The sequence below is a fragment of the Segetibacter sp. genome, assembly GCF_025963695.1.
Classification (GTDB): Bacteria; Bacteroidota; Bacteroidia; order Chitinophagales; family Chitinophagaceae; genus Segetibacter.
Map to the genome: position 1 here is coordinate 57,515 of NZ_JAOQAH010000091.1, position 24,920 is coordinate 82,434.

Here is a 24,920-nt window from a genome sequence, read left to right on the forward strand (position 1 = left end):
TAATTTTTTTCGTGCGCATTAAGAGATCTCTAAACTTTGCATTGCCGGGATGATATACAAATGCCAGAAAAAATACGCTTTGAAAACTGCCGCCCGAAGAGCAACCGTACAAGGTAGTGACACAACAGGAGTTGAGAGAAGGGCAATTGCCGGGACAGAAAAGCTTACTTACCTGTTTTCTTCTAAGGAAAAAGTGTAAAACAAAAGGCTCCCCTTTTTTAAGAGAGGAGGAGCTTTTTATTAAGAATTAAATTGAGATAAAGAAGAACCCGTTTATTCTGCTGCCAGGCATACTATAAAGAGAGATGGTTATAATGTTCTCAATTTAGAATTAACACCGCAGCTGCGGTATTAAGACCTTTTAATACATCCTCTTTCCAGGAGTGTTTTATTAAGCATTTTATTGAAGGCCTGCTTATCATTTTCATTAGTTAGGTGGTTCTTCATTAAGGCAGTTAAGGTTGTGTGAATGCTATCAGCAAGAGACAAGCTTTGTTTTAGCATGGCTTCCTTTTGTTTATCCAGCGTTGCGAGTTTTAAGTTTAAACTTATTGTATCTCCACCGGGCTTTTGTAGCAGGGTATCGTGTGTAAAACGAAGCTGATTTGCAAGTTCAAATCTTTGTTCTCTCAGCTCCATTGCCCTGCATTCTAAGTTTGCAAATTCGTCTGCCAACACTTTTATATTGGTCTTTTCATTTCTACAGCAAAGAGTGAGTGATACAATAACCAGCAATAAAAGAAATTTGAGACCTTTCATTTTAAAATACTAATAAGATTATCGAATGTTTTTAGGCCAGTTAAGTGAATTGATGACAAAATCTCCAACAGCGCGGCCTTGTTCTAGTCCTTTAATGTTATCCTCTGTGTAATGTATTCCGCCGTAGAACCGGGAGTTGGCGCATTCTTCTGCCATATCATTGAAGTTGTTGTAATGACGGGCTGCAAAACCATATTGCAACTGGCTATAATCGGTGAAATTGTAATCGCCGCTACCGTTAGTAAACATTTCGTTAAAAACCTTTGTGCCTGCACCTATTTCAACAGAATGGCCCGAGGTAAATGCCGGAAAAGCGGGGGTGCCTATTACGGTTTTAAAAGCGGGATCGATATATTGTTTTATATAGCTGACAGGTCTGATGAGGATGGATTTGTATTTTAACTTCCAGCAAGAGATAAAGGCATCATTTTCTGCGATACATAATTTGGCGTAGGCAACGGATGACTTTTCTAAGGTTGCATTTGTCTCCTCTAACAATTGTGTCATAATATTAAATGTATGACCAGTGGGGGTACAAGTGTTAAACGGGTCGTCGGCCCAGTATTTCGTTATTTCGATTTGCTCGGGGGTATTTCGTTTTCCCTGGTTATAAACTTCTAAGGCTGCTTTATAAAAATCGGATGTAGGACTGGTAGAAAATTTAGTAGGCTGATATTGCTCTGCGTGAGTAGTGGTGGCCTGGATAAAAGGGCGATTTTTGCCCCAGTAAGGACTTACAGGATGTAGGGTTGCGCTTGTAGGAACCCAGCAAGAAGGATCGGGCGGCATTTGGTAGGGCAACTGAAAGGGTTCAAGGTAGGCCTCATGACCTCCATCGTTGAGAGAATAATTATAAATTGCTGACGCTACTTGCTTTCCAAACTGTATGGATCGGCTTACCATGTCAGCACCGGCGCCTACAGCCATTCCTTTTAAGTTTGCCTGTTCAGTGCTGTCTATCAAAGCTAAATTGGCGGCGCTTATTTTTTTGGAAAACATTTTTCTCATCATATCTGCTATTGCAGTGTTTGATGCAATTCCCCAGTTGCATTGAAGATTTTGCGGCAGTGGAGGAATATCGCTTGTGGATAAGCCATTTAATTGTCCTCCCAGACTTTGCGCTCCTGGAATACCTTTTACCACTGCCTCATAACTGGCTATGCCAACATACCCATATGCTCGTGCTACCTCGGGAGGGAAAAAACCTGGAGTAGATTTAGAGATGGTACAAAGTAAGTTGAAATAATTTCGGACGAATTTGCCGGAGTAATTGTAGGTGGCGCCCGCTGAATACTCGTCGGTGCCGTAGTATTCTTTTCTACAGCCAGAAAAAACAAGTAGAAACAATAAACCTGGTAAAAGTTTTTTCATGATAGAAGATTAACAACATAATGACTGCTTTTACTTTTGGGAGGTTGCACGATGTTAGTTCGCCCGTCGCTTTATGAGATTTTGTTGTAAAAGCATTGATACTTAGGGCTTACTGAAAATACAGTAGGATATTTAATAGATTTTTTTGTGAAGTGCGGGGAGACAATATTTATGCGAGGCGGTGAATAATAGATAAAAGTTTAAGTGAGTGACACAAGGATGTTGAGTAAAGAATACATGCACGGGCACAAAAAAAACTCCCACGTTTATGTAGGAGTTGAGGTTTTATAACTTTTAAACACATTTTACTATCTAATCAATAATGCCCGCGAATGATTGGTTTTATTTTTTCATCATACAATGCCCGGAGCCTGGTATGTACGTCTTCAGATAATCTCGGTAAAGCCGATGCTGCTACATTACTTTCTACTTGTGAAACCTTTGAAGCGCCAGGTATAACTGTAGTTACTTCAGGATGGTCAAGTATCCATCTGATTGACCATTGAGCCATTCGTTCATCGGGTAACAGGTTTTTTATTTCGCGTGATAATTCTACACCTTTTGAAAACGCTACACCTGAGAATGTTTCGCCGGCATTAAATGCATCTCCGTTAGCATTAAAGTTTCGATGATCTTTTTCTTCAAACTTTGTTTCTTCATTAAATTTACCGGTAAGGAGTCCGCTTGCAAGCGGTACACGAATTATTAAAGCAACGTCTTTTTCCTTTGCTTTTGAAAATATTTCATCAGCTACATGCTGCCTGAAGAGGTTGAATATTATTTGTAAAGAAGCCAGTCCTTCCTGACGGAGGCAGAGCAAAGCTTCTTCGCTGGTTTCAACACTTACACCCCAATTGGCAATGTATTTTTCAGACTGCAACTTGCGCAGGTGATCAAACACCTCTCCCTTACGCAACTCCTCCGTTGGAATGCAATGCAATTGCTCAAGAAACAATTGAGGAACATCCAGGTTTTCTAACGAACTTTCTACCTGCCGCTTCAGACCGTCATAAGTAAAGTTGGCTGGCCAACCAAAACCTTCGTCGCTTCGGCGACCTAACTTGGTGGCAACGTACAATTGTTCGTTCACTGTTTTTTTAAATCTGCCAATTACTTTTTCGCTAATGCCCATTCCATATACATCGGCAGTATCAATAAAATTACCACCGGTTTTGGTAAACGCCTGTAAAATAGCAAACGCTTCTTCATCGTCAACAATGCCCCAATCGGCACTTCCCAATTGCCATGTACCAAGGCCTACTTCTGATATTTTTGTTCCTTTAAATGAACGGTATTGCATGATTTTATTTTAGCATTAAAAATTGAACTATACTTCTACTTCAATATATCTTCGTTACAACATACTACTCATGAAAAATTTCTCCTTCCTGCTATCTGCCATTACTCTATTGTTTTCCCAAAAAGCAAAAAAACTATTCCTGCTACTGATCACCTTAATGACCTCTGTTTTTTCTTTTTCGCAACCCGCAACAGTTAGCGACCGAATTAAGTTGAACCAACTTGGGTTTTATACTAATGCTCCCAAAATTGCGGTTGTTACGGGAGAAACAAATGGTCAAAAATTCTTCATTACAACTACAAACCTAAAGGATACTTTGTTTAGAGGTACTTTAGGAAATGAAAAGCAGTCAAAAAATTCATCAACCAAAACAAAGGTTGCCGATTTCTCTTCATTCTATACTCCCGGAACTTATGTTGTGCTTATTCCCGGCGTAGGCCATTCTTATGTATTTGCGGTTCGCAAAAATGTTAATCATACGGCTGCTGTTGCCGGGTTAAAAGGGTATTATTACCAAAGAGTATCTATGCCGCTCGAAGAGAAATATGCAGGCAAGTGGCACCGCTCAGCAGGGCATTCGGATAATGCTGTACTTATTCATCCTTCGGCTGCAAGCAAAGAGCGTCCTGAAGGAACTAAAATATCTACTGCCGGAGGATGGTATGATGCAGGAGACTATAACAAGTACATTGTAAACAGCGGCATTACAATGGGAACGATGTTGTCAGCTTACGAAGATTTTTCAACTTATTTCGACACATTAAAAACAAACATTCCTGAGAGCAACGACCAGGTGCCCGATTTATTAAATGAACTGATATACAACCTGCGTTGGATGTTGACGATGCAGGACCCCAACGACGGCGGCGTGTATAACAAATGCACCAATGCTTCTTTTGATGGTATGGTAATGCCGGGGGTAACGACAGCACCGCGGTATGTAGTTCAAAAAGGAACAGGTGCTACCTTAGACTTTGCTGCAGTAACTGCACAGGCCGCTCGTATCTTAAAAAAGTTTCAGAAGCAATTGCCGGGGTTAGCAGACAGTTGTATGAAAGCTTCTGTAAAAGCGTGGAAATGGTCGGAGAGCAACCCCGCAATCGAATACAACCAAAATGCAATCAACCAAAAGTATGAACCAAAAATAACTACGGGAGGTTATGGCGACAGGTCGTTTACCGATGAATGGACCTGGGCAGCAGCAGAGCTGTTTGCAACCACAGCAGACAAGAAGTACTACGATGTATATGCAAAGCAAAAGAAAGACAGCATTTCCCTGCCTTCATGGGGAAGCGTAGAGTTGCTGGGTCACTACACCTTGGCGCGCTTTCAAAAGAAATTTCCGGCTTATGTACAAAACAATCTTAAAATGATCACATCGCAAATTACGAAGCTGGCTGACCGCTATATTTCTAACGTTTCAGGCAATGCTTTTCAAACTATAATGGGACAATCAATACGCGATTTTAACTGGGGAAGTAGTTCTAATGCAGGCAACCAAGGTATTGTTTTAATAAATGCATACCTGCTTACTAAAGACAAAAAATATATTGATAATGCCCTAAGCAATCTTGATTATTTACTTGGACGAAATGCCACAGGTTACTCTTTTCTTTCCGGTATTGGAAGCAAGTCGATTATGCACCCCCATCACAGGCCCTCAGTTGCAGATGGGGTTACTGAACCCGTTCCCGGTTTACTGTCTGGCGGCCCAAATCCGGGAAAGCAGGATAAGTGTGCAGGTTACGAGTTTTCCGAACCAGAAACCGCATTTCTAGATCACGACTGTTCTTATTCAACCAATGAAATAGCCATCAACTGGAACTCACCTTTTGTGTATTTGTCAAATGCCATAGAGGCTTTGCAATACAATGTAAAGTATAGTAAAGGCAAATAATTTTTTTTATCCGCCATTTATTAAAAATCCGGCTTTTGTTGCGTCGCACCCTTGTACTTTTTCTTTTTGCACTGAGCATTTAGAACATTCTGTCGGAGTACGAATTATAACACGATAACATGGTAGTGGAGGAGACAGGTACAAGCAAATGCTGTAAGATTTAAACCATGCTGCAATCATTCATAAAGAAAGAAAACTGTATTTTTAGCAAGTATTAATGATCGACAAATTAATTTCTTTGGTTAAATAAAAGTATGGCATCAAGAAAGTACAGACCTATTGTAATGAATCGGAATAAAAAGCCGGCGAGAACTTACACGGTTCTACAAAAGATGTTATTGGTAATAGCTGTCCTTGTTTTGGTTGGAGTTGTGATACTAGTTGTAATACATTTTAAAGACTGGAGTAAAGAAACTGTAAAGACTGAGGAAAAGAGGGTTGATACAGGTGCATTAAAGGAAACTCCCACTGTTGCTGGTGATAATTTCGAAAAATCGCCTGAAAGAATCAAACAAGCGGAACCGGTTGCCAAAAAAAAATCAGTAACTACAAAGAGAACTACCCAGGAAATTACAATACCAGCAATTCAAAAATCGGTTGAAGATTTGTCAGATGCCGGTGTAACCCCAACTAAAAAGGTGAAAGAGGTTAAGGAGGTAAGCAATGAAAAGATGTTGGAGATATTAAACGAACTTAAGATGGAAAAGGCGTATGCGCCTAACTCAGCTAAATGTGTTTCAATACGTATTGTTAGCAGCAGCAATGCTGAGAACGGTTATAAGATTGCAAAGTTTTTGAGAGCCAACGGTTATGTGATTTCGGGGAGAGAGGTAGTTAAGGGAAACCAAGACGGAATTAAAATAACTACAGTTGGCCCCTGTATTAAATTGGCAATAGGAACACTATAGGCCTGGCGTCTTTATAACCCCTTAGCTAATTTGTGTTTGCTAAATCTAAAAGTTTATTTACCGTTCTCCAATTTCTTGTGGTTGCAGTTAGCTTTAATTTATTCTCGAAGAAGTTGTTGCTTAGTTTGGTAATTCCATATCCCAAAGGGCAATACAAATAAATCTCTTTCTCTATAATTATAAACCTGTCAGGGGCGAAGTTCAAGTGCGAGATTTTATCTATTTTATCCTTGTCAGCAACGTCCGCAAGAAAAGTAAGATGTAGCTTTTCTTCATCAACGTCTGCTTCGTTAAGAAACGGGTTAGCAGTTATTGCTTTTTCTAATTCCGTTAGGGTTCTAATTATAACAGGTACTTCGAAACCATAAGTTTCTACAATTGCTCTCCTGATTGTATTTGAAAGGTCAACTGACGATGCTTTCGGGGCCGCGTTAAAAATAACATTACCACTTTGTATGTACGTCGTTACCGTTTCAAACCCAAGTTTTTCAAACATTGCTTTTAATCCAGCCATTTCAATTTTATGATGTCCGCCCACGTTGATACCTCTTAATATAGTTATAAATGTTTCCATGCAAGATTTGATAGGTGCGTTACAAAAGTAGTTTTAAGTAAAAGCAAGGCTGCAGCATTTTAATTTTTAGATACTACCGCCAAAATAATTTGAGAGACTAATGAAAACAGGGTTAAAAAAAACCTTCCTTTCTGGTTTAACAGAAAAAGGAAGGTTTTTATCTATAGCGTAATACCGAGCGACTTTTTGGCTAAGAAAAGACTAACGGGCGGACCGGCCTGTTATATTAATCCTCATCTCCTCTAACTCGCGCAATCTTTTTTGTTTTTTCTCCAGTTGCGAAGCAAGCTTCTTAATCCTGTTATTCTTGTCCTTTATTTTATCCTCAGCTTTTTCTACGTCCTCAGCTTCGTCAAGCGCTTTGTTCGCTTTCTTTTTTGCTTTTTTAGCGTCCCCTAAGTCTCCTCCTGTTGCTTTTGCCGCCTCTTCGCTGCTTTCAATAGCTGCCCGTTGGGCCTGCGAATTTTGGGAAACAACGTTTTGCTGAAGACCCGGTAGCTCGTTTTTGGCTTCAGCTAACTTTAGGTTTATGTCAGCAATGTCCCTGTTTACTTCTGCGTATTCTTTGTTTAATTTAAGCGTGTCTTCCGCTTTTTTATATTTCTGGGAAGAAGCATCCAGGTTGGCAGCTATAACCAGGCAAAAAATAGTGATAATCCGGTAAGTCAGTGTTCTCATAAAAAGTGTAATTACGGTTTTAAATAAATTAAAAGATTGTTTTAAAATTTCTTCCTTCTGTTGTTTTAAGAACTTAAGCTATCCTGTTATTGTAATTATTTTTCGGTTCAACTTCCATAAAATATAATGCCTTTCCCGTATTTAGCTCACATCTTCTTATGCCCCAGGTTTTGAGCTGTTGGTTTAATGCTAGCAGCATGGAAGTATTATATAAAGAAACTACCAGTTTTTGTTACAATAAAAGAAATGAAAAAGAGCTTTCTGGCTATTAGACGCGGACTTACAGTAAAAGATTAATTTATCGTCAGTAGTTTTAAAGAGGTTTTTACTTGCTGAAGTAACTCGTTTATAATGCCTGCTACTACCTCGTCGGCGGGGCCGAAACCCCGCCATATAAAGCTTTGAAAATTAATACTACTAGCTATCTTCGTAAACAAGCTGAAGCTTAAAAAAATGTAAAAGGGTGCGACGCAAGAATGTTGAAAAAACACGAAAAGATGACTTCCTAAGTATAAAACCTATAATAAACCTTGCTATGAGAAAAATTACTTGCCTGCTTTTTATTTCCTGCGTTTGTTCGTTGCTACAAGCTCAAACGGGAAAGGTGATGGACAACCTTTCGCTGAAGAGTAAGATCTTGAACATGGATAGGAAGTTCGCCATTTATCTTCCGCCTGATTACGAGACCTCGCAACGGAGCTACCCGGTTTTATACCTGCTACATGGAGCCGGCGATGATCATACAGGTTGGGTGCAGTTTGGCGAAGTGTTAAGCATTACGGATAAGGCGATAAAAGATGGATCGGCAACACCAATGATTATTGTAATGCCAGATGCAAATACCGGCAAGCGCGGTTATGAAAATGACGTAACTAATAAGTGGAGATACGAAGATTTCTTTTTTCAGGAATTGATGCCTTTTGTAGAAAAAACTTATAGAATAAAAACAGAGAAAAGGTACAGGGCCATTTCTGGTTTATCGATGGGGGGTGGCGGCACTTTTACTTATGCACTACATCATCCCGAATTATTTTCATCGGCTTGTCCGTTAAGTGCAGCCACCGGTCCACTTAACCTGGAGGATGCCAAAACACGTTTGATACAGGTTAATCCACAGCTCGCCGATACAGCCATCAATTCATATTTCAAACGGCAAAGTGTTTTGTCTCTTATCAATAATGTGCCCGATAGTCTTAAAAAAGCAGTTCGCTGGTACATCGACATCGGTGATGACGATTTTTTGTATGAAGGAAATAACCTGGTGCATACTGCTATGAAAAAAAAGGATATTCCGCATGAGTTTCGCATTCGCGACGGGGCACATAATTGGACTTATTGGAGAACTTCACTAGTTGATGTTCTTGAATTTGTTTCCCGCAGTTTTCACCAGTTTTAGTTGGGGCCAACCGTGGTTCGCCAAAATCCGATATTTATAAAAACGTCATTTTTTTTGAATGAAACAAAGCGCATACAATTTGCACTTATTCTTCTGCGTAGCAAATTCTTGCGCTAATTTTGAACGCGGATCGGGATATTAGTAGGGATAAAAATACATGTATGAAAGCTATTATATTAAACGAAGCAGGTGGTACTGAGAATCTTGTAGTCACAGAACTGCCTATGCCGGTTTTAAAAGAAGGTGAGGTTTTGGTAAAAGTAAAAGCAATAGGCATAAACCCTGTAGATATTAAAACACGGAAAGGACTAGCCCTTTATAATAAATTAAAGGAAGAAGCACCGGTTATTTTAGGGTGGGATATTGCAGGCGAGGTAGTAGAAGTAGGACCTGGTGTAACCAATCTTGAAGAGGGTGATGAAGTGTTTGGAATGGTAAACTTTCCGGGACATGGAAAGGCATATGCTGAATACGTGGCTGCCCCTGCAAATCACCTGGCCGAAATGTCTGAACTTATTACTCCCCAGGAAGCCGTGGCGGGTACCCTTGCAGCTCTAACGGCATGGCAGGTTTTAATTGACCAGGCAAATGTACAGCCGGGTGAAAAAGTATTAATTCATGCAGCAGCGGGCGGGGTAGGGCATTATGCGGTACAAATTGCAAAATACCTTGGAGCACACGTAATAGGTACAGCATCCGATCCAAACTACGATTTTGTAAAAGAGCTGGGTGCCGACGAGTTTGTAGATTATACACAAGGAGCCTTTGAAGATTCTATAGAAGATGTAGATGTGGTTTTTGATACAGTTGGCGGTTCAAATCCGCTTCGTTCTCTTAAGGTGTTAAAAGAAGGTGGACGCCTGGTAGCTATAGCCGGAGGCATAACAGAAGAATTAACACAATTAGCCGAAAAGCGAAATATAAAGGCAATAGCATACCTGGTGCATTCTAATGGAGACGATATGGAACAAATAGCCGAGCTACTTGAAGCCGGTACTTTAAAATCGCACGTATCTAAAGAGTATTCTTTTGAGCAGGTAGCAGAAGCCCATAAGCAAATTGAAACAGGAAAGACCAGGGGTAAGATAGTGATCGTATTATAGGCGGGGTAGGTTTAAGGGCGGATGTTTCTATTTGTTTGCCAACAAGAGTTGGCTATTGCGCTTTTCTTGCGTCGCACTCTTGTACTCGTTTTTCTTTTTTCAGCAACAATTCCGGCCTGTCTTTTTACTTTATAAGACGCTGCAACAAACTCTTAAATTACCCGCGGTTCCTACTACGTAAAAAACGCTTTGTTATTTTTGTCCAATAATTTGCCTGTAATGCAAGCAGGTTCGTTTATAATGGAACATTTATTTGCTTATTATAAAAGCAAATAGTAAGTGTCTGAAAATGTAAATAAACTATGGCAGTACTACATAACCGCGTTTCTCAAAAAGAGCTGAAGGAACGTTTATACCAGGAAACAGAACCCCGAACTACAATCAGTTTTTATCAATATCATCACATTTTAAATCCACAGGAGTTCAGAGACGAATTGTACAAAGGGTTGGATCCTTTAAAGGTATTTGGTCGCATATATGTTGCCGAAGAGGGGATCAACGCACAAGTAAGTGTACCTCAGTCTGACTACGAAGCCTTTAAAAATTTCTTGTATTCATACAACTTTCTTACTGGAATAAGATTAAACATTGCGGTAGATGATGACGGTAAATCTTTTTGGGTGTTGAAAATAAAGGTGCGGGAAAAAATTGTAGCTGACGGCATTGAAGATCCTGGTTTTAGTATGGAGCGGAAAGGTAAATATGTGAATGCCCAACAGATGAATCAATTGCTTCAGGATGAAGACACAATCGTAGTTGACATGCGCAATCATTATGAATACGAGGTAGGTCATTTTGTAAAAGCTATAGAGGTTGCCAGTGATACTTTTAGAGAACAACTACCAATGGCGGTAGCGCTTTTAAAAGATAAAAAAGACAAAAACATAATTATGTATTGCACCGGAGGTATACGTTGCGAAAAGGCAAGCGCGTACATGCTGCATAATGGTTTTAATAATGTTTTTCATCTTGAAGGCGGCATTATTAATTACGCAAAAGAGGTTAAGGAAAATAAATTGGATAGCAGGTTTGTAGGAAAGAATTTCGTTTTCGATAATAGGCTAGGAGAGCGGATAACAGAAGATGTAATCGCTAAATGCCATCAATGCGGTAAACCGGCAGATACTCATACCAACTGTAATAACGACTCGTGTCATTTGCTGTTTATACAATGCAATGAATGTTCAAAAAAATATGACGCTTGTTGTACCCCTCAATGTCAGGCAGTATATAACCTTCCGCTGGAGGAGCAAAGAAAATTGCGTGAAGGAAAACAAAATGGAATAATGGTTTTTAATAAATCTAAGCAGCGGTTAAGGCCTAAGCTAAATGAATCGGCTTTTGTTTTGCAAGACCCTGAAATTTGAACCGCTATATTTATAGCTTTAATAGTACCCTTAATATCATTTAACTAAAAAACCTCCTTTAGCCGGAGGTTTTTTAGTTGCTGTCGCTTTCGAGGTGGTGGCCGCAAGCTCTCGCTCTTATACATTTCTTTACACTTTTTCGAACCTTTTTAAAAACATAGCCTCGAATTGGGAAGAAGTAAGATTTTGGGAAAGTGTCTTATTGGGCTATGCTTTTACCTTCCATACTTATGTTGTTGGTATAAACTACCCTTTCTTTGTTATGTTATCAACAACGGTCCAAAAAAGGGAAGACATCCCGGTTGAAGAATAACAAAAGCAAAATTAAAAACCCTTAATCCAAAACCCAACTAACTTATCCAACATCCTTAATTCGAAACCCTTAATCCAAAACCCCCAACTATGAACTTTTTTACCCAGGCAACAGACAACCAACTTGTACAATCATTTCAGGCAGGCAACAACAATGCATTAGAAGTTTTAGTAAACCGTCACAAAGACAAAATTTTTACTTCTATCAACATTTTAGTAAAAGATAAGTACCTGGCTGAAGATTTATTCCAGGATGTATTTATCAAAATCATAGATACTCTTAGAAAAAACAATTACAATGAAGAAGGGAAGTTTTTGCCGTGGGCGACTCGTATAGCCCATAACCTTTGTGTTGACCATTTTAGAAAAGTGAAGCGTACACCAACAATTACAACAAGCGATGACAGTGACATTTTTGAAGTAATAAATGTAGGAGCTCATAGCGCCGATAGAGCGATTATGAAATGTCAAAGTCACGATAGGGTTCGTCAACTTTTAGACTTGTTACCTGAGGAGCAGAGAGAGGTTATTGTTCTTCGTCATTATGCTGATCTTAGTTTTAGAGAGATTGCAGCCATGACAAATTGTAGCATCAATACAGCACTTGGCCGTATGCGATATGGTTTATTGAGCATGAGAAAAATGATCGCTGAAAAACAGATGTCGTTATAAATTAAACAGATTTATTTATACAATTCTTTGTAACCGAGTTGTATTCATCAAAACAAAAGACCTCCGAAATTGGGAGGTTTTTTAATGTCTGGTAGATATTTCTCGCAGAAAACGCGGAAGACGCGGAAAAATAATTTGTGTTTAGAGGCTTCGATAAGAAAAGATGGCTGAATAGAATTTCTTAAAGTATAAGGGAGTGACACAACAAAAGCTGGGCAAAGGCCCAATTGTTTGCGCCAAAAAAAACTACAGTTCGAACATGTAAAATGGCAGGGTATAGCCGGCTTTCAGTAAAATAGGTTTTGCAACGTTAAAGACTTTTACACCTCCGGCAGCTTCACCTTCTAACGTACCCACATGCGCGTGGCCATGAAATGCAGCAGTAACTCCGCGACGAGAAAGCGGTTCGGCAAGCCGGGAAGAACCCAAGAACGGAAAAATGGCTTCCGGTTCGCCTATCACTGTAGCCTTTATGGGAGAATAATGCAGAACTGCAACTTTTTTTATGTTTGGATAATCTCCGTCCAGGCGTGCAAGCGCCCGGTCTAAATGTAAAGCCTCCTCAACCGCTTCCTGCACAAAAGCTTTCATTGCTCCTTCGCCAAACATCGACAGCATATGACTGTCAAAACCTCCGCCAAATCCCTTTACACCAGCAAAGCCAACTCCGGCAATCACCACCGACTCCCCGTTTAAAATGTGCACGTTTTCGTTCTGCACAATTTGCCTTATTAATTTATGCCGGCCCTTTTCATAGTCGTGGTTACCCAAGACCCCCACAACAGGAACCGTACAAGCTTTCAGTTCTTCTGCTAACACCTGGGCCTCCTCCTCGTCGCCTGTATCTGTAAGATCTCCACAAATCAGCACTACATCAGCTTGTTTAGATACTTCTTTAAACCAGCTAACCCACCTGCCTTTGTCAGTTTCCTTTACATGAATGTCTGCAATTGCTGCTATGCGTATTTTTTTGGTTTCTTCCATACTAGGTGGTTTTAATTGTAGAAACTTTATAGTTCCAATCTTTAATGTCAGTAGAATATTGTGTCTGGTCAACAACAGGTCCGCGACAAACTCTTTCAATCGCAGGAGGAATGTCGTACTGCTCATTTGCTCTATAAATCAGTTCATCAAACAGCCACTTCGGAATTATTTCGCGGTAGTCAGACGGATAAACGAACTGAAACATTAAAATTTGTGCAAGCAGTAGATGCCAATGCTGATCCATGCGAAAAAGCAGGTGTTTCCAATTTATTTTCTGGCCGTATGTAAGCATAATATGGTTTATGTCGGCACCGTCAAACCGTTCCCTGTTCTGTACATAAAGCTTACACCAGATCAGCTCTTCCGGAGGAATCATTCGTACCTGTCTGCCAACAAACTCAGATGGCACCGCTCTTTGATACCATGTTTCGTCCACCCGGCAAATGTTGTTAACGGTATCGAAAATAATATCAATAAAATATTCTCCTTTAAACACTTTAGCCAGCCAGCGTACATCAGTTAATTCGGTTTTGTATCCCTTTTCGCCAAAAAACTTCAAAATTTTAGGGTATTCGGTCGACTTGCAGAAGACATCTAAGTCTTTGGTATCCCTATAAATTCCGCTGTAGTGAAACATTGCGAATGCGCCTCCCAACATAAACTTTGCTCCGCTTTCTTCCAACAGGTCCAATGCTTCTCCATAAAATTCGTGCGCTTCTTTTTTTTGCTCTTCAGTTACTATCATAAATGTGGCTTGTGTTGCTAGCAGAATAAAAGAACGTGCCACAGGTTTTTGTTTCAATTGGCCCTAACTGTTTTAGTACTTCGTCCAAGCTATAGGAGAGGTTTAGAGCTTTAGTTATAGGTCTTTGTAAGATTGTTGGTACAGGCATTTGTTCTTTGCCGTGTCATCGTTGCGTCGCAATCCGTTCGTCTTTTTGTTTTTTAATTGTGCGTTTTCAACAAACACGGTTTTGTGTCAAACAGAGAGCTCATTATCCAGTTTTCTTATAACCCTTCTTTTAGGGGAGAAGGTTTGGGCAATAAAAGGTTAAAATTCGTACCACGAAACCAATCTTATTACCTTTGCCGCCTGTTATGAAAGCAAGAACACTTAAAAGGGATAAGGTCAATATTATTACGCTTGGTTGCAGTAAAAATATGGTTGACAGCGAGGTACTAAGCGGCCAGTTACATGCAAATGAAATTGACGTAGTTCATGAAAGTGGAAAGTTAGACCACAACATAGTAATTGTAAATACCTGTGGATTTATAGATAAAGCCAAAGAAGAAAGCATCAATACAATTCTGGACCAGGTTAATTTAAAGAAGAGAGGCAAGCTGGATAAAGTGTATGTAACCGGCTGCTTAAGCGAAAGGTATAAGCAAAACCTGGAAGAGGAAATTCCGGAAGTGGATGCTTATTTCGGAACAATGGAGCTTCCTCAAATACTTAAGAAGTTTGATATTGATTATAAAGCGGAGTTGGTAGGGGAGCGTTTATTAAGTACACCATCTCATTATGCTTATTTAAAAATTAGTGAAGGCTGTAACCGTACCTGCTCATTTTGTGCAATTCCTTTAATGCGCGGCAATCACGTTAGTAAACCGATTGAACAATTGGTTGCCGAAGCTGAAGGCCTTGTAAAACGTGGGGTAAAAGAGGTAATGCTGATCGCGCAGGAACTTACCTATTATGGATTAGATCTTTATAAAAAGCGTGAGTTGCCTAAACTTTTACATGCACTTGCAGATATAAAAGGGCTTGAATGGATTCGGTTGCATTATGCTTATCCAAGCAAATTTCCCATGGAAATATTGGATGTGATAAGAGAGCGTGACAATATTTGCAAGTATATAGATATGCCACTGCAGCATGCCAGTAACAACATGCTAAAATCTATGCGCCGGCAAATAACAAGAGAAGAAATGACCCAATTGGTGCACGATATACGTGAGCGGGTTCCCGGCATTTGTTTACGTACAACATTAATTACAGGTTATCCCGGAGAAACCGAAGCGGATGTTGAAGAACTAAAAGGTTTTTTACAAGAGACACGATTTGATCGGGTAGGTATTTTTACTTATAGTCATGAAGAAAATACAAGTGCTTACGATTTAGTCGACGATGTTCCGGCAGAAGAGAAAGAACGAAGGGCACAGGATATAATGGAAGTGCAGCAGGAAATAAGCCTTGAAAAGAACCAGGAAAAAATAGGTAAAACATTTAAAGTCTTAATTGATAAAAGAGAGTCGGGCCGCTATCTCGGACGCACAGAATTTGACAGCGTGGAAGTAGATAATGAGGTGGTTATAAATACAACAAAGCGTTTACCAATAGGTGAGTTTGTAAATGTAAAAATTACTAAAGCATACGATTACGACCTTGAAGGTGAAGTGGTTGAAGACGGGATAATAGATATGATTAAAAACCTGTTTTAAAGGTTTATACTTTCAGGGCTAAGTCTTTTGTCTTCATCAAATTTCATTTTTTGCAGCCGTATTTCAAGTGCAGTTGTTCGTCGTATTTCCTTCTAATTATAAATTGAGAATCCTTCATTGATAATCGCATAAATTGCAGCCCAACTAATTTTAATGGAAGCCAGCTGTGAAAATATAAGTTACGAAAGCACGGGTTATTTTTCTAAGATGATGACCGATTATGTGATGGGCGATGAGAAATTAAAACCGTTCTATAAACATGCCGTTTCGGTAGATGGAATTAAGGCATCAATAGAAGCAAGGAAACAATTCAATACTCCGCGTGAGTTGCTTGTTCGTGAATTGAGAAACCAGTACAAAGACTTCTCATTAAGTCAAAGCCAGGAGCAGCATTTACAGTCGTTGTTAAGCGAAAATACGTTCACTATTTGTACAGCCCATCAGCCAAATATTTTCACAGGGCCACTTTTTTTCATATATAAAATTTTGCATACTATAAGGCTTGCAGATGATTTAAATACTGCGATCCCGGGCTGCAAGTTTGTTCCCGTCTATTACATGGGTAGTGAAGATGCCGATTTGGATGAATTAGGACACATTAACCTAAATGGTGAGAAGCTGAAGTGGGAAACCAAACAGACAGGTGCTGTTGGAAGAATGAAAGTTGATAGGGCTTTAATAAAGCTGATTGAAAGTATTGCTGGGCAATTAGGAGTAACTGCTTATGGTGAGGAACTGGTTCGCCTTTTCAAAAACGCATACAAAGAAGGCGAATTGATTCAACAGGCAACTCTAACCCTGGTAAATGAGTTGTTTAAAGACTTTGGGCTAATTGTGCTGATACCCGATAATGCTGAATTAAAAAGGCAATTTATCCCAATTGTAAAAAAGGAATTAGTTCAGCAATTTTCACATAAAGTTGTGGGGGAAACAGCTGATCTACTAAGTGAACATTATAAAGTACAAGCAAGTGGGAGAGAAATAAACCTGTTTTACCTAACAGAAACTAAAAGAGAGCGGATAGAGCGGGATGGTGTTGGATATAAAGTAGAAGGTTTAGGGCTATTTTGGACTCAAGAAGAAATATTGCAAGAATTAAATAGCAGACCTGAACGCTTTAGTGCTAACGTTATTTTACGGGGTATTTTTCAGGAAAGCATTTTGCCAAATATTGCTTTTATCGGAGGAGGCGGAGAGATTGCCTATTGGCTGGAATTGAAGCGCGTGTTTGAAGCCTGTAACGTTCCTTATCCTGCGTTAATTATTCGTAATTCATTTTTGCTGGTTGAAGCAGTTCACAAAAAATTCGCTCATACTCTTGGCTTTAAAATAACAGATTTATTTCAGTCAACTGAAAAGCTACTGAATTCAGTGGTGGTGCGAGATAGCAGCCTTCAGCTAAGTCTTGATCAGGAGAAAGAACAATTACAAGGCTTTTATAAGCATTTATCAGAAGTCGCTGAGAAAATTGACCCTACCCTTTCACAGCATGCTGCGGCATTACAAACTAAAGCACTGGAAAAAGTTGAGGGGCTGGAAAAGAAAATGCTACGGGCGGAGAAAAGAAAGTTTGAAGCCCAACAACGGCAAATATCAAAACTGAGAGAACAACTTTTTCCGGCTAACAGCCTCCAGGAAAGGCAAGAAAACTTTTCGCTTTTTTATGGAAAGTATGGTAAACAGTTGTTACAAAAAATGTATGATGTTTCTTCAGCCCTGAAGCAGGAGTTTGGTATCGTAGAGCTTACGAACAAGTAAATATTGCTGACTTGCCTGGAATATTAAATTCGGCTTTTTTGTATTATTCCACCTGCGATTACATCATCACCTTCGTAAAATACTGCACTTTGGCCAGGCGCAATGCCTTTTACGTTTTCATAAAAATGGACCCTTAAGCCTTCATTTTCCGGATACATATTACAAAGGCTGCCGCTGTCTTTATACCTTATTTTTCCGATCGCCTCCATTCCTGGTGTAATTGTATCGTACTTCCCCATATTCAATTTGATGACCCTCATCGAGCTTTCATCAAGGTCCTCCGCATCGCCCAATACAACTGTATTACTTTCGGGGATTATTTGAGTTACAAACACGGGTCTGCCCATTGCTATTTCAAGACCCTTTCTTTGCCCGATAGTATAAAAAGGATAGCCTTTGTGTTTTCCTAAAATTTTACCTTCTTTGTTTACAAAGTTGCCCCCTGCTACTTTGTCTTCAAGCCCTTCAACTTTTCTTTTTAGAAAACCACGATAGTCGTTATCAGGTACAAAACAAATTTCATAGCTCTCGCTTTTTTTGGCAAGTTCCGGGTAACCCATGTCGTGAGCCATTTGCCTGATCTCTGTTTTATGGTAAATGCCAAGCGGCATAATTGTGCGGCTTAACAATTCCTGGTCGAGCCCCCACAACACGTAACTTTGATCCTTGGTAGCATCTTTGCCTTTGCTGATCACGTACCTGTCATTATCGTATAGGCGAACTTTAGCGTAATGGCCGGTAGCGATATAATCGCAATCTAAGGCATTGGCTCTTTTTAATAAAGCACGCCATTTAATGTGGGTGTTGCACATTACACAAGGATTAGGCGTACGGCCAGCGAGGTATTCGTCAACAAAATTTTCTATAACAAAATCTCCAAACTCTTCGCGTATATCTAATATGAAATGAGGAAAGCCATGATGAACCGCTGCAGCACGAGCGTCGTTGAAACTATCAAGGTTGCAGCAGCCGGTTTCTTTCTTACTGCTTCCGGCGCTGGCGTAATCCCAGGTTTTCATTGTAATGCCGATTACTTCGTAACCTTCATGATGCAACATGAGAGCCGTAACCGTACTGTCGATACCGCCACTCATTGCTACCAAAACTTTTCCTTTACGGCTCATTACAAAATAATTTAGCCGGCAAAATTACGCAACTATTCCCTATAGTCTCTTTGTTAACAGTCACAGCACTGCAATAAAGTATTGATTTAGGAAATAATTTTGAAACAAGGCTGACGAGGTAATCTTTGTCTTATAAGTATTTAAATACTGTCTGCCTGTATTCTTCCAAATCCGCTTCTGTTGTAAGTTCATCGAAAACTTCAGATCTTCCATCTGCATACTTTCTTGTAAGTACGACTGTTCCTCCCTGAATAACGGTGCTTTTGGCTCTTGTGAATATTTGCTCTAACTCCACTATTCCGCTAGTCATTTGAAGGTCTTCTACTTCGTTTACATTGATTACATATTCCGTCATTTCTTATATTTTTTACAAAGAAGTTCAAAAGGCTCTTTGTCGACTTATTGAGAAGGGATCTTAAATTGTCATAAACTCTCTCGAACTAGGACTAAAGCTGCACAAGGAACTGAAGAATAAACGTACTGCGACGCAACGGTGATGCTTTAACAACTTATGCCGGTACTGAAAAGAATTATACTGTTAAAAATTGAGGTCGCAGAATTTTGAAGTAGGAGGTGGGCTACTGTAATTTATCTCTTCTTTCTTTCAACTCTCTCCAAGTAGTTAATACGATGCCTTCTTTTTGCAAAGCACTTTTAAAAGCCGGATCTGTCATTGCAAGCAAATCTCCTTTGCGTACCGGCCCGCTGTTACTAATAAAGGGAAATACGGCGGTTGGTGCAGTACAATGCATAATCATCATGGTAATCCCAGGCTTCAATGATTTTATTGCTGCAATGTATTTCTGGGTTTTAAAGGCTTGAATTTTTTTATCATCGTTGCTAATGTTGTCCGGAATCTTCCAATCATAACTTTCATTGTGCAGATCATCCAGCACAGGTAAACCTGCAGACCAAAGCATTTTACCAATTTGTCTTAATTGTTGCACCTGGGAGTCCGGTGCTTTCATTTCGCTTTGTATTAAGGTGTTGTGTCCGCCAGGTAGCATTACAGGAATTTTCTTTTCAATTCCAACCTTCACGTATCGTTCTATAAAAGCCGGCGTGGCAAAAAGCGTCCCCATATGAGAGTCTAAATGTGTAGGTATGAAACCCATTGTTACTGCCCTGTCAATTTGAGCCCTGATTTCTTTTTCTACTTCATCGGCAGTTGCGTGTTTTACTACATCCGCTACGCTGCGCCACAAATTACCTTCTATATCGGTTAAGCCAGGAACTTCTGTCTTCCCTGCCAGTGGCACCCACCTGTAATCTTTCCATTCCGACGTTAAGGTCAGGTGTAGACCGGCGTCTAAATTTTTATGCTCCTGAAGATAATGAACAAAGCCCGGTACCCAGGGGCAGGGCATCATTACGCTGCACGAATTAGCAACACCTTTGGTCATTGCTGTAATAGTACCTTCGTTTGAATCGAAGCTCATACCTGCATCATCTATATGAAGGATAACTACTTTGGCGCCTTTTGGATAACCTAATTTTAAGGCATAAGTACTGTCGATAGTTTGCGCTTTACAAAAAGCGGCGGTAAAAACGAAAAGGAGAAAGATGTATTTCATAAGCGATCGTTTGAAGTATATTAAGGACGTTTTGGTTTGGATTACCGGCGTAAGTGAGATGTGCCCAATATCTTTCCTGCTCAAATTAACGCAAAAAAGCCACCATTTGAATGATGGCTTTTTTCTAAAAGTTAGTTGGATTATGAAATATTTATCAGCCTTGCTGGTTTTTGTTTTACTTCTTCGCGCTTTGGTATAACTAAATGAAGAACACCGTTTTCGTATTTTGCCTGAATGTTATCAGCATCAACTGCTTCTCTTGATAGCTGGAAGCTTCTTTGGAACGTTTGGTAGCTAAATTCTTTCCTTGTCCAGCGCTCGCCGTCTCTTTCCTCGTTTTCATGTTTCATTTCTGAACTAATGGTAAGAACGTTGTTATTCAGTTCTACTTTAAAATCTTCTTTTTTCATTCCGGGAGCGGCCATTTCGACTTCGAAAGTTTCTGCGGTTTCTTTTACGTTTACGGCTGGTACTGTTGTTCCCGTCATTGAAAAGTTAGAATTGCCCCAATCAAATAAATCCCTGGTAAAGAAGTCGTCAAATAATCCAGGCAAAGAGTTAATTAAATTTCCGTTTCTTTTTGCGAGTGTCATAATAGCCTCCTTTTAAATTTTAAGTTAATTAAGGTTTACGCCAGAAGTAAATCAAGCAAAATGCCAGCACTTGACGCGCTGTAAATTTTTCAGAAAAGATTGGTGTATTGTCAGTTTAAGAGAAAAAATGTCAAGAAGAGGTAGTGAAACTACTTTTATTTTAAACCTTACTTTTATTTAAAAACCTTGTATTAAGGAGTACCGAAGAGGCTGATAGTCCTGTAACGAACCCCAGCCAAATGCCGGACGGCCCCATGTGTAATTTAAAAGATAGAAAATAACCGACAGGTATACCAATTAGCCAATATGCAATGGCAACAAAGGCAGCCGGTACTTTAACGTCTTTCATTCCTCTCAATAGCCCAACACCTATAGACTGCGTTGCATCAGAAATTTGAAATAAAGCAGCAAAGACAAGCAAAGAAGATGAAACAATGGCGACCTCGGCGTTATTGGTGAAGAGTAGAGGTAACTGGTTTTTTAGTATTATAAATAAAATGGCACAGATGAACCCGTAAATCAATCCCCCCACAATGGTACTAACTCCTATGCGGCGTAATAATCCTTTTTCCTCTCTTCCGTATGCATTTGCGACCCGTATAGATCCACCTAGTGCTAAACCCGCAGCCGCCATAAAAGTTGCGGTAGCAAGGTTAAGGGCAATTTGATGGGCTGCCTGTGACGTTGCTCCTAACCATCCAATCATAATTCCAGACACTGAAAAGGCCGCCACTTCCATCCCGTAAATGAGGCTGGTTGGTACACCAAGATGTAGTAGCTCTTTCCATGTTTTCACATCGGCCTTCCATGCTTGTTTTCTGATTTCTATATAAGGTTGAAATATTTTGTGTCGCCATACAATAATAATTAAGATAACAACAATTAAGCACCTGGTAATCAGTGTTCCCAACCCCGCACCTGCTAATTCCATCCGAGGGAAACCAAACCTGCCATAAATAAAAATCCAATTTAAAAAAGCATTAATGGGTAGGGATAACAACGACAAGGTCATAGCGGTTTTTGTGTACTCGAGGCCGTCGCAGAATTGTTTTACCGAAGCAAACATAAGCATGGGAATAAGTGACCAGGCCATTAGCTTATAAAAAGGGACAGATAAAGCAGCAACATGTGGATCTTGTCCTAAATTGAATAAAAGCTTGTATGAAGAAATCAGTGTGACGGCGATGAGAATGGCAACAATGGTTGAAAGAAGAAATCCGTTAAATAAAACTTTTGAAGCCTGAAAAGTATTTCTTTGTCCGTTTGCAATAGCGGTTAGGGGTGATATGGCGATGGCCATTCCCATACCCAGGACTTGTGCAATAGAAATAATATTAATAACAAGCGATGACGCAGCTAGCTGCTGGTAATCAACTGCTCCAATCATTGCGCTATCAATTAATCCTAGTCCAACCTGGGAGATGTTGCTAATAATAAGTGGAGCAGCAATATTTAAAGTCTTAGAGAATTCTTTGAACATCTGCCGCAAAAGTAACATTTCGACTTAGAATACATAGGGCGGCTCTATTAGTATTTGCGGCTTTGGTTCAAAAAACGCCAAAAAACGCTTCTATCTTTTAGAGAAGAAGGCCGTTCTTTCTTCCAGTTCAATTACCCCAAATACTGTCTGTTATTTTATTCGCGTTATGAGTGTTATTGAACACGTTATCAAGTACTTCTCTTCTTAAATCTATTTCTTCTATAGGAAAAGGGCGATCGTAAATTGCATTTATGGCGTTTTTAAATTCCTGCGCAGTTGACGCTATATTGCATACCTTTTCAAGACCGGTTCCTTCTATAGACGCTTCATTTACAAGGCAGTGCCGTCCATTATATAAAGCGTTTAATAACTTTACTTTAATCCCTGTAGAGTTGTAGGAGGGAATGATGTTGATATGCGACTTTTCGATCAAGTCCTGCATTTCCCGTTCCTCGGGATTTGCAATTAGGCAAGTCGAATTCTTATTACGGACAAGCTTAACGAGTTTTTCGGACGGGTTTTTTCCGGCAATCACAAAGGGTATGCTTAAGTCATTAAAAACGGTTTCTAAAAGCCAGGTGGCTGCCTGTTCGTTTTCAGCCACACTTAGGTCTCCATGATAAAGGCAAAAACAGCCTTTACCTTCCCCACTATTTACCTTCCAACCGGGCAAAAACAAAGGAAGAGATTGAATGTTTGTACACCCCATTGTTTTATAAATTTCCGCATCTTTCTGGGTTACACTGAAGAAAGCAGCCTTGTTAGTGATAGATCTTTCGTAACTCTTCAGCAAGTAGCTTTCCCATAAAAAATAAAGCTTTTTAAAAGGGGATTTTGTAAAAGTGTATAAATGGCCATAGTAAATATGTTCTACATTATGCAACCTTACAAAACACTTTCTTTGTTTAAATCGCTTATCGTTTAACAGGTATGTACAATGTATACCTTCCATCAAAATAGGGTAATCGTCTTGGCTTAACCTGTCACGCAACTTGTTACTGCTCCGACTTTTAACGATGTACGGATAACTTAATGATAAGGACGCTAAACCTTCGTTTCTCCTGTAATAGTCTACACTATCGCAATATTGATTGAGAGCAGGTTGCTCGTCTCTCCCATATTTAAAACAATGCAAATGGATCTTCACGCCACTTTGTTGTAGGGCAGAAAGTTTATAAAAAAGGTCAAAAACACCGCCATAATCAACAGGATAGGGGACATTTAAACAAATTATATGAAGGTGCTTTTCCATTATTTTATTAACCTTTCAGCCGTTCTTTTATCGCCATTGTTGCGTCGCACACTTGTGCAATTTACTCGCATAGTCACCTTGCTAAATTCGAAGCTAACTCTGTAACTTGTTATTCCTCAGCGTCAAAAAGTTCATTATAGAAATTCCGTAATACCTTTTCTTCGTTTTGCCAATTGAGGTCTTCTCTCGCTACCAGGCAGTTTTTACGGAGTGTGTTGTAGTAAACAGCATCGTTAAGCAGATTGTTTAAAGCATTCGCAATCGTGTCAGGTTTGGTATCGGGGATAAGACTTGCTATTTGATATTTCTCATTAAGCTTTCTGTACTCTGGAAAATCAACACAAACTTGCGGAACACCGGCCATGATGTAATCAAAAAAACGGTTAGCTAAGGATTGGTATTGGTTTAAACCTGTTTCTTCAAACAGCATAACCGCTGCATAAGCTTTCGGAGTAATTAATTTCAATTCGTCAGGCGGAACCATTCCTTTCAGTTCTACTTTTGCTTCAACTGTTTCGTTGTCAACTAGTTGCTGTACTTGTTTAAAGAAGTTTCCATCGCCACAAACCAATAATTTAGCGCCTACATTTTTCATTGCAGGAATGAGTGTTTCAAAACTTCTTCCTTCGTTTACCGCACCTTGATAGATTATAAAACGATCTGTGTTATCAGAATATCCAGGCAGTTTTGTGAGAGTAGGTAGGTTTCTTACTACCGCATATTCACATCCATATCTCCTTTTAAACTCTGCTGCTATAAATTCATTAACCGTATATCCGTGAATGAATCTCGGCAATGCAAATCCTTCTACCCTTAGCCAAACCTTTTGAATAAATGGTCGTGTAACAATTTCTTTTAGCTCGGTAAAAAGCTCGTGTGCATCGTATACTCTTTTCTTTTTTAGAATTTTAGAAGCAAAATAATTTGGGATAACAGTATCAAGATCAATAGAAATGTAGCAGTCAGTTGAAGTAAATAAAAGAACAAAAAATAGTCGCAGGTTAAACTCGAGGTACATCAATTTCCCTTTCTCAAAAAAACACGAAACCCGAATTTGTTTATACAAAGTAGCTTTAACCGGATGAGAATTAGGAAGCTGCCTGCCTATTAAAGTAACCTTATAGCCAGCATTTGCGAGTGAAGTGCAAATGCGCTGCATTCGCTGGTCGTAAGTAAGGTCATTAATTACCGAGAAGGTGAGGCTTTTCAATATTTACAGGTTAAAGGCAAATATAACATTGAAGAAACCAAACGATCATGAGCAGTTTTTAGGAGATATGTAGGGAGAAGGGGTATGGGTAAGAGAATTTATTGATGTTTTTTTAAATCTAATAATTGCAGTGTATGCAATATGCCAAAATGCTCAACAGTGCCCC

Annotated in this window: 22 protein-coding genes; 8 read left to right on the top strand and 14 right to left on the bottom strand. The window is 39.5% G+C overall.

Annotated elements, in window-relative coordinates; translation table 11 throughout:
* Positions 1 to 351: 351 nt before the first annotated feature.
* The 3 genes from JWR87_RS16465 to JWR87_RS16475 all read right to left on the bottom strand — a co-directional run bounded on the left by JWR87_RS16465 (position 352) and on the right by JWR87_RS16475 (position 3,430).
* A complete protein-coding gene (locus JWR87_RS16465) occupies positions 352 to 759 on the bottom strand; it encodes a hypothetical protein (RefSeq protein ID WP_297822155.1) in 408 nt (135 codons plus the stop codon).
* Positions 760 to 777: 18 nt separating this feature from the next.
* The gene (locus tag JWR87_RS16470; protein ID WP_297822157.1) at positions 778 to 2,130 is read right to left on the bottom strand and encodes a vanadium-dependent haloperoxidase; all 1,353 of its coding nucleotides are present in this window, start codon (positions 2,128 to 2,130) and stop codon (positions 778 to 780) included.
* Between the two features lie 316 nt (positions 2,131 to 2,446).
* On the bottom strand, positions 2,447 to 3,430 hold the full coding sequence (locus tag JWR87_RS16475; RefSeq protein ID WP_297822159.1) for an aldo/keto reductase: 984 nt from the start codon (positions 3,428 to 3,430) through the stop codon (positions 2,447 to 2,449).
* Positions 3,431 to 3,500: 70 nt separating this feature from the next.
* Here JWR87_RS16475 and JWR87_RS16480 point away from each other — a divergent pair, with 70 nt between their 5' ends.
* On the top strand, positions 3,501 to 5,327 hold the full coding sequence (locus tag JWR87_RS16480; RefSeq protein ID WP_297822161.1) for a glycoside hydrolase family 9 protein: 1,827 nt from the start codon (positions 3,501 to 3,503) through the stop codon (positions 5,325 to 5,327).
* Between the two features lie 254 nt (positions 5,328 to 5,581).
* Positions 5,582 to 6,235: a hypothetical protein gene (locus tag JWR87_RS16485; protein ID WP_297822163.1), complete on the top strand. Its 654-nt coding sequence runs from the start codon at positions 5,582 to 5,584 to the stop codon at positions 6,233 to 6,235.
* 25 nt (positions 6,236 to 6,260) lie between these two features.
* Here JWR87_RS16485 and JWR87_RS16490 read toward each other — a convergent pair whose 3' ends face one another.
* Together JWR87_RS16490 and JWR87_RS16495 are read right to left on the bottom strand one after the other, a co-directional pair.
* A complete protein-coding gene (locus JWR87_RS16490; protein WP_297822166.1) occupies positions 6,261 to 6,809 on the bottom strand; it encodes a DUF1697 domain-containing protein in 549 nt (182 codons plus the stop codon).
* Between the two features lie 201 nt (positions 6,810 to 7,010).
* On the bottom strand, positions 7,011 to 7,487 hold the full coding sequence (locus JWR87_RS16495; protein ID WP_297822170.1) for a hypothetical protein: 477 nt from the start codon (positions 7,485 to 7,487) through the stop codon (positions 7,011 to 7,013).
* A gap of 535 nt (positions 7,488 to 8,022) precedes the next feature.
* Here JWR87_RS16495 and JWR87_RS16500 point away from each other — a divergent pair.
* The 4 genes from JWR87_RS16500 (at position 8,023) to JWR87_RS16515 (ending at position 12,337) form a co-directional block, all read left to right on the top strand.
* Complete coding sequence (locus tag JWR87_RS16500; RefSeq protein WP_297822172.1) at positions 8,023 to 8,883, top strand: alpha/beta hydrolase-fold protein; 861 nt, start codon at positions 8,023 to 8,025, stop codon at positions 8,881 to 8,883.
* A gap of 161 nt (positions 8,884 to 9,044) precedes the next feature.
* Positions 9,045 to 9,986: an NADP-dependent oxidoreductase gene (locus JWR87_RS16505; protein WP_297822175.1), complete on the top strand. Its 942-nt coding sequence runs from the start codon at positions 9,045 to 9,047 to the stop codon at positions 9,984 to 9,986.
* Between the two features lie 302 nt (positions 9,987 to 10,288).
* Positions 10,289 to 11,353 carry a rhodanese-related sulfurtransferase gene (locus JWR87_RS16510; protein WP_297822177.1) on the top strand — a complete coding sequence of 355 codons (1,065 nt, stop codon included), beginning with the start codon at positions 10,289 to 10,291 and terminating at the stop codon, positions 11,351 to 11,353.
* Positions 11,354 to 11,755: 402 nt separating this feature from the next.
* A complete protein-coding gene (locus JWR87_RS16515) occupies positions 11,756 to 12,337 on the top strand; it encodes a sigma-70 family RNA polymerase sigma factor (RefSeq protein ID WP_297822179.1) in 582 nt (193 codons plus the stop codon).
* Between the two features lie 246 nt (positions 12,338 to 12,583).
* Here JWR87_RS16515 and JWR87_RS16520 read toward each other — a convergent pair whose 3' ends face one another.
* Both JWR87_RS16520 and JWR87_RS16525 read right to left on the bottom strand, forming a co-directional pair.
* Positions 12,584 to 13,321: a metallophosphoesterase gene (locus JWR87_RS16520; RefSeq protein ID WP_297822181.1), complete on the bottom strand. Its 738-nt coding sequence runs from the start codon at positions 13,319 to 13,321 to the stop codon at positions 12,584 to 12,586.
* A 1-nt stretch (position 13,322) separates the two neighbouring features.
* The gene (locus tag JWR87_RS16525; RefSeq protein WP_297822183.1) at positions 13,323 to 14,066 is read right to left on the bottom strand and encodes a nucleotidyltransferase; all 744 of its coding nucleotides are present in this window, start codon (positions 14,064 to 14,066) and stop codon (positions 13,323 to 13,325) included.
* 353 nt (positions 14,067 to 14,419) lie between these two features.
* Here JWR87_RS16525 and rimO point away from each other — a divergent pair, with 353 nt between their 5' ends.
* Both rimO and bshC read left to right on the top strand, forming a co-directional pair.
* On the top strand, positions 14,420 to 15,763 hold the full coding sequence (rimO, locus tag JWR87_RS16530) for a 30S ribosomal protein S12 methylthiotransferase RimO (protein WP_297822185.1): 1,344 nt from the start codon (positions 14,420 to 14,422) through the stop codon (positions 15,761 to 15,763).
* A gap of 153 nt (positions 15,764 to 15,916) precedes the next feature.
* Positions 15,917 to 17,521, top strand: a complete 1,605-nt coding sequence (bshC, locus tag JWR87_RS16535; RefSeq protein WP_297822188.1) for a bacillithiol biosynthesis cysteine-adding enzyme BshC — start codon at positions 15,917 to 15,919, stop codon at positions 17,519 to 17,521.
* A 23-nt stretch (positions 17,522 to 17,544) separates the two neighbouring features.
* Here bshC and mnmA read toward each other — a convergent pair whose 3' ends face one another.
* The 7 genes from mnmA to JWR87_RS16570 form a co-directional block, all read right to left on the bottom strand.
* Positions 17,545 to 18,645, bottom strand: a complete 1,101-nt coding sequence (mnmA, locus tag JWR87_RS16540) for a tRNA 2-thiouridine(34) synthase MnmA (RefSeq protein ID WP_297822190.1) — start codon at positions 18,643 to 18,645, stop codon at positions 17,545 to 17,547.
* Positions 18,646 to 18,775: 130 nt separating this feature from the next.
* Positions 18,776 to 19,000, bottom strand: a complete 225-nt coding sequence (locus JWR87_RS16545) for a hypothetical protein (protein WP_297822192.1) — start codon at positions 18,998 to 19,000, stop codon at positions 18,776 to 18,778.
* 223 nt (positions 19,001 to 19,223) lie between these two features.
* Positions 19,224 to 20,219 (bottom strand): polysaccharide deacetylase family protein, encoded by a 996-nt coding sequence (locus JWR87_RS16550; RefSeq protein ID WP_297822194.1) that lies wholly within the window; start codon positions 20,217 to 20,219, stop codon positions 19,224 to 19,226.
* Between the two features lie 140 nt (positions 20,220 to 20,359).
* On the bottom strand, positions 20,360 to 20,812 hold the full coding sequence (locus JWR87_RS16555; RefSeq protein ID WP_297822196.1) for an Hsp20/alpha crystallin family protein: 453 nt from the start codon (positions 20,810 to 20,812) through the stop codon (positions 20,360 to 20,362).
* Positions 20,813 to 20,972: 160 nt separating this feature from the next.
* Entirely contained in the window at positions 20,973 to 22,292 is a 1,320-nt protein-coding gene (locus JWR87_RS16560; protein WP_297822198.1) for an MATE family efflux transporter, read from the bottom strand.
* 127 nt (positions 22,293 to 22,419) lie between these two features.
* Positions 22,420 to 23,544 (bottom strand): glycosyltransferase, encoded by a 1,125-nt coding sequence (locus tag JWR87_RS16565; RefSeq protein WP_297822200.1) that lies wholly within the window; start codon positions 23,542 to 23,544, stop codon positions 22,420 to 22,422.
* A gap of 109 nt (positions 23,545 to 23,653) precedes the next feature.
* Positions 23,654 to 24,754 carry a glycosyltransferase gene (locus tag JWR87_RS16570; RefSeq protein ID WP_297822203.1) on the bottom strand — a complete coding sequence of 367 codons (1,101 nt, stop codon included), beginning with the start codon at positions 24,752 to 24,754 and terminating at the stop codon, positions 23,654 to 23,656.
* Between the last annotated feature and the right edge of the window lie 166 nt (positions 24,755 to 24,920).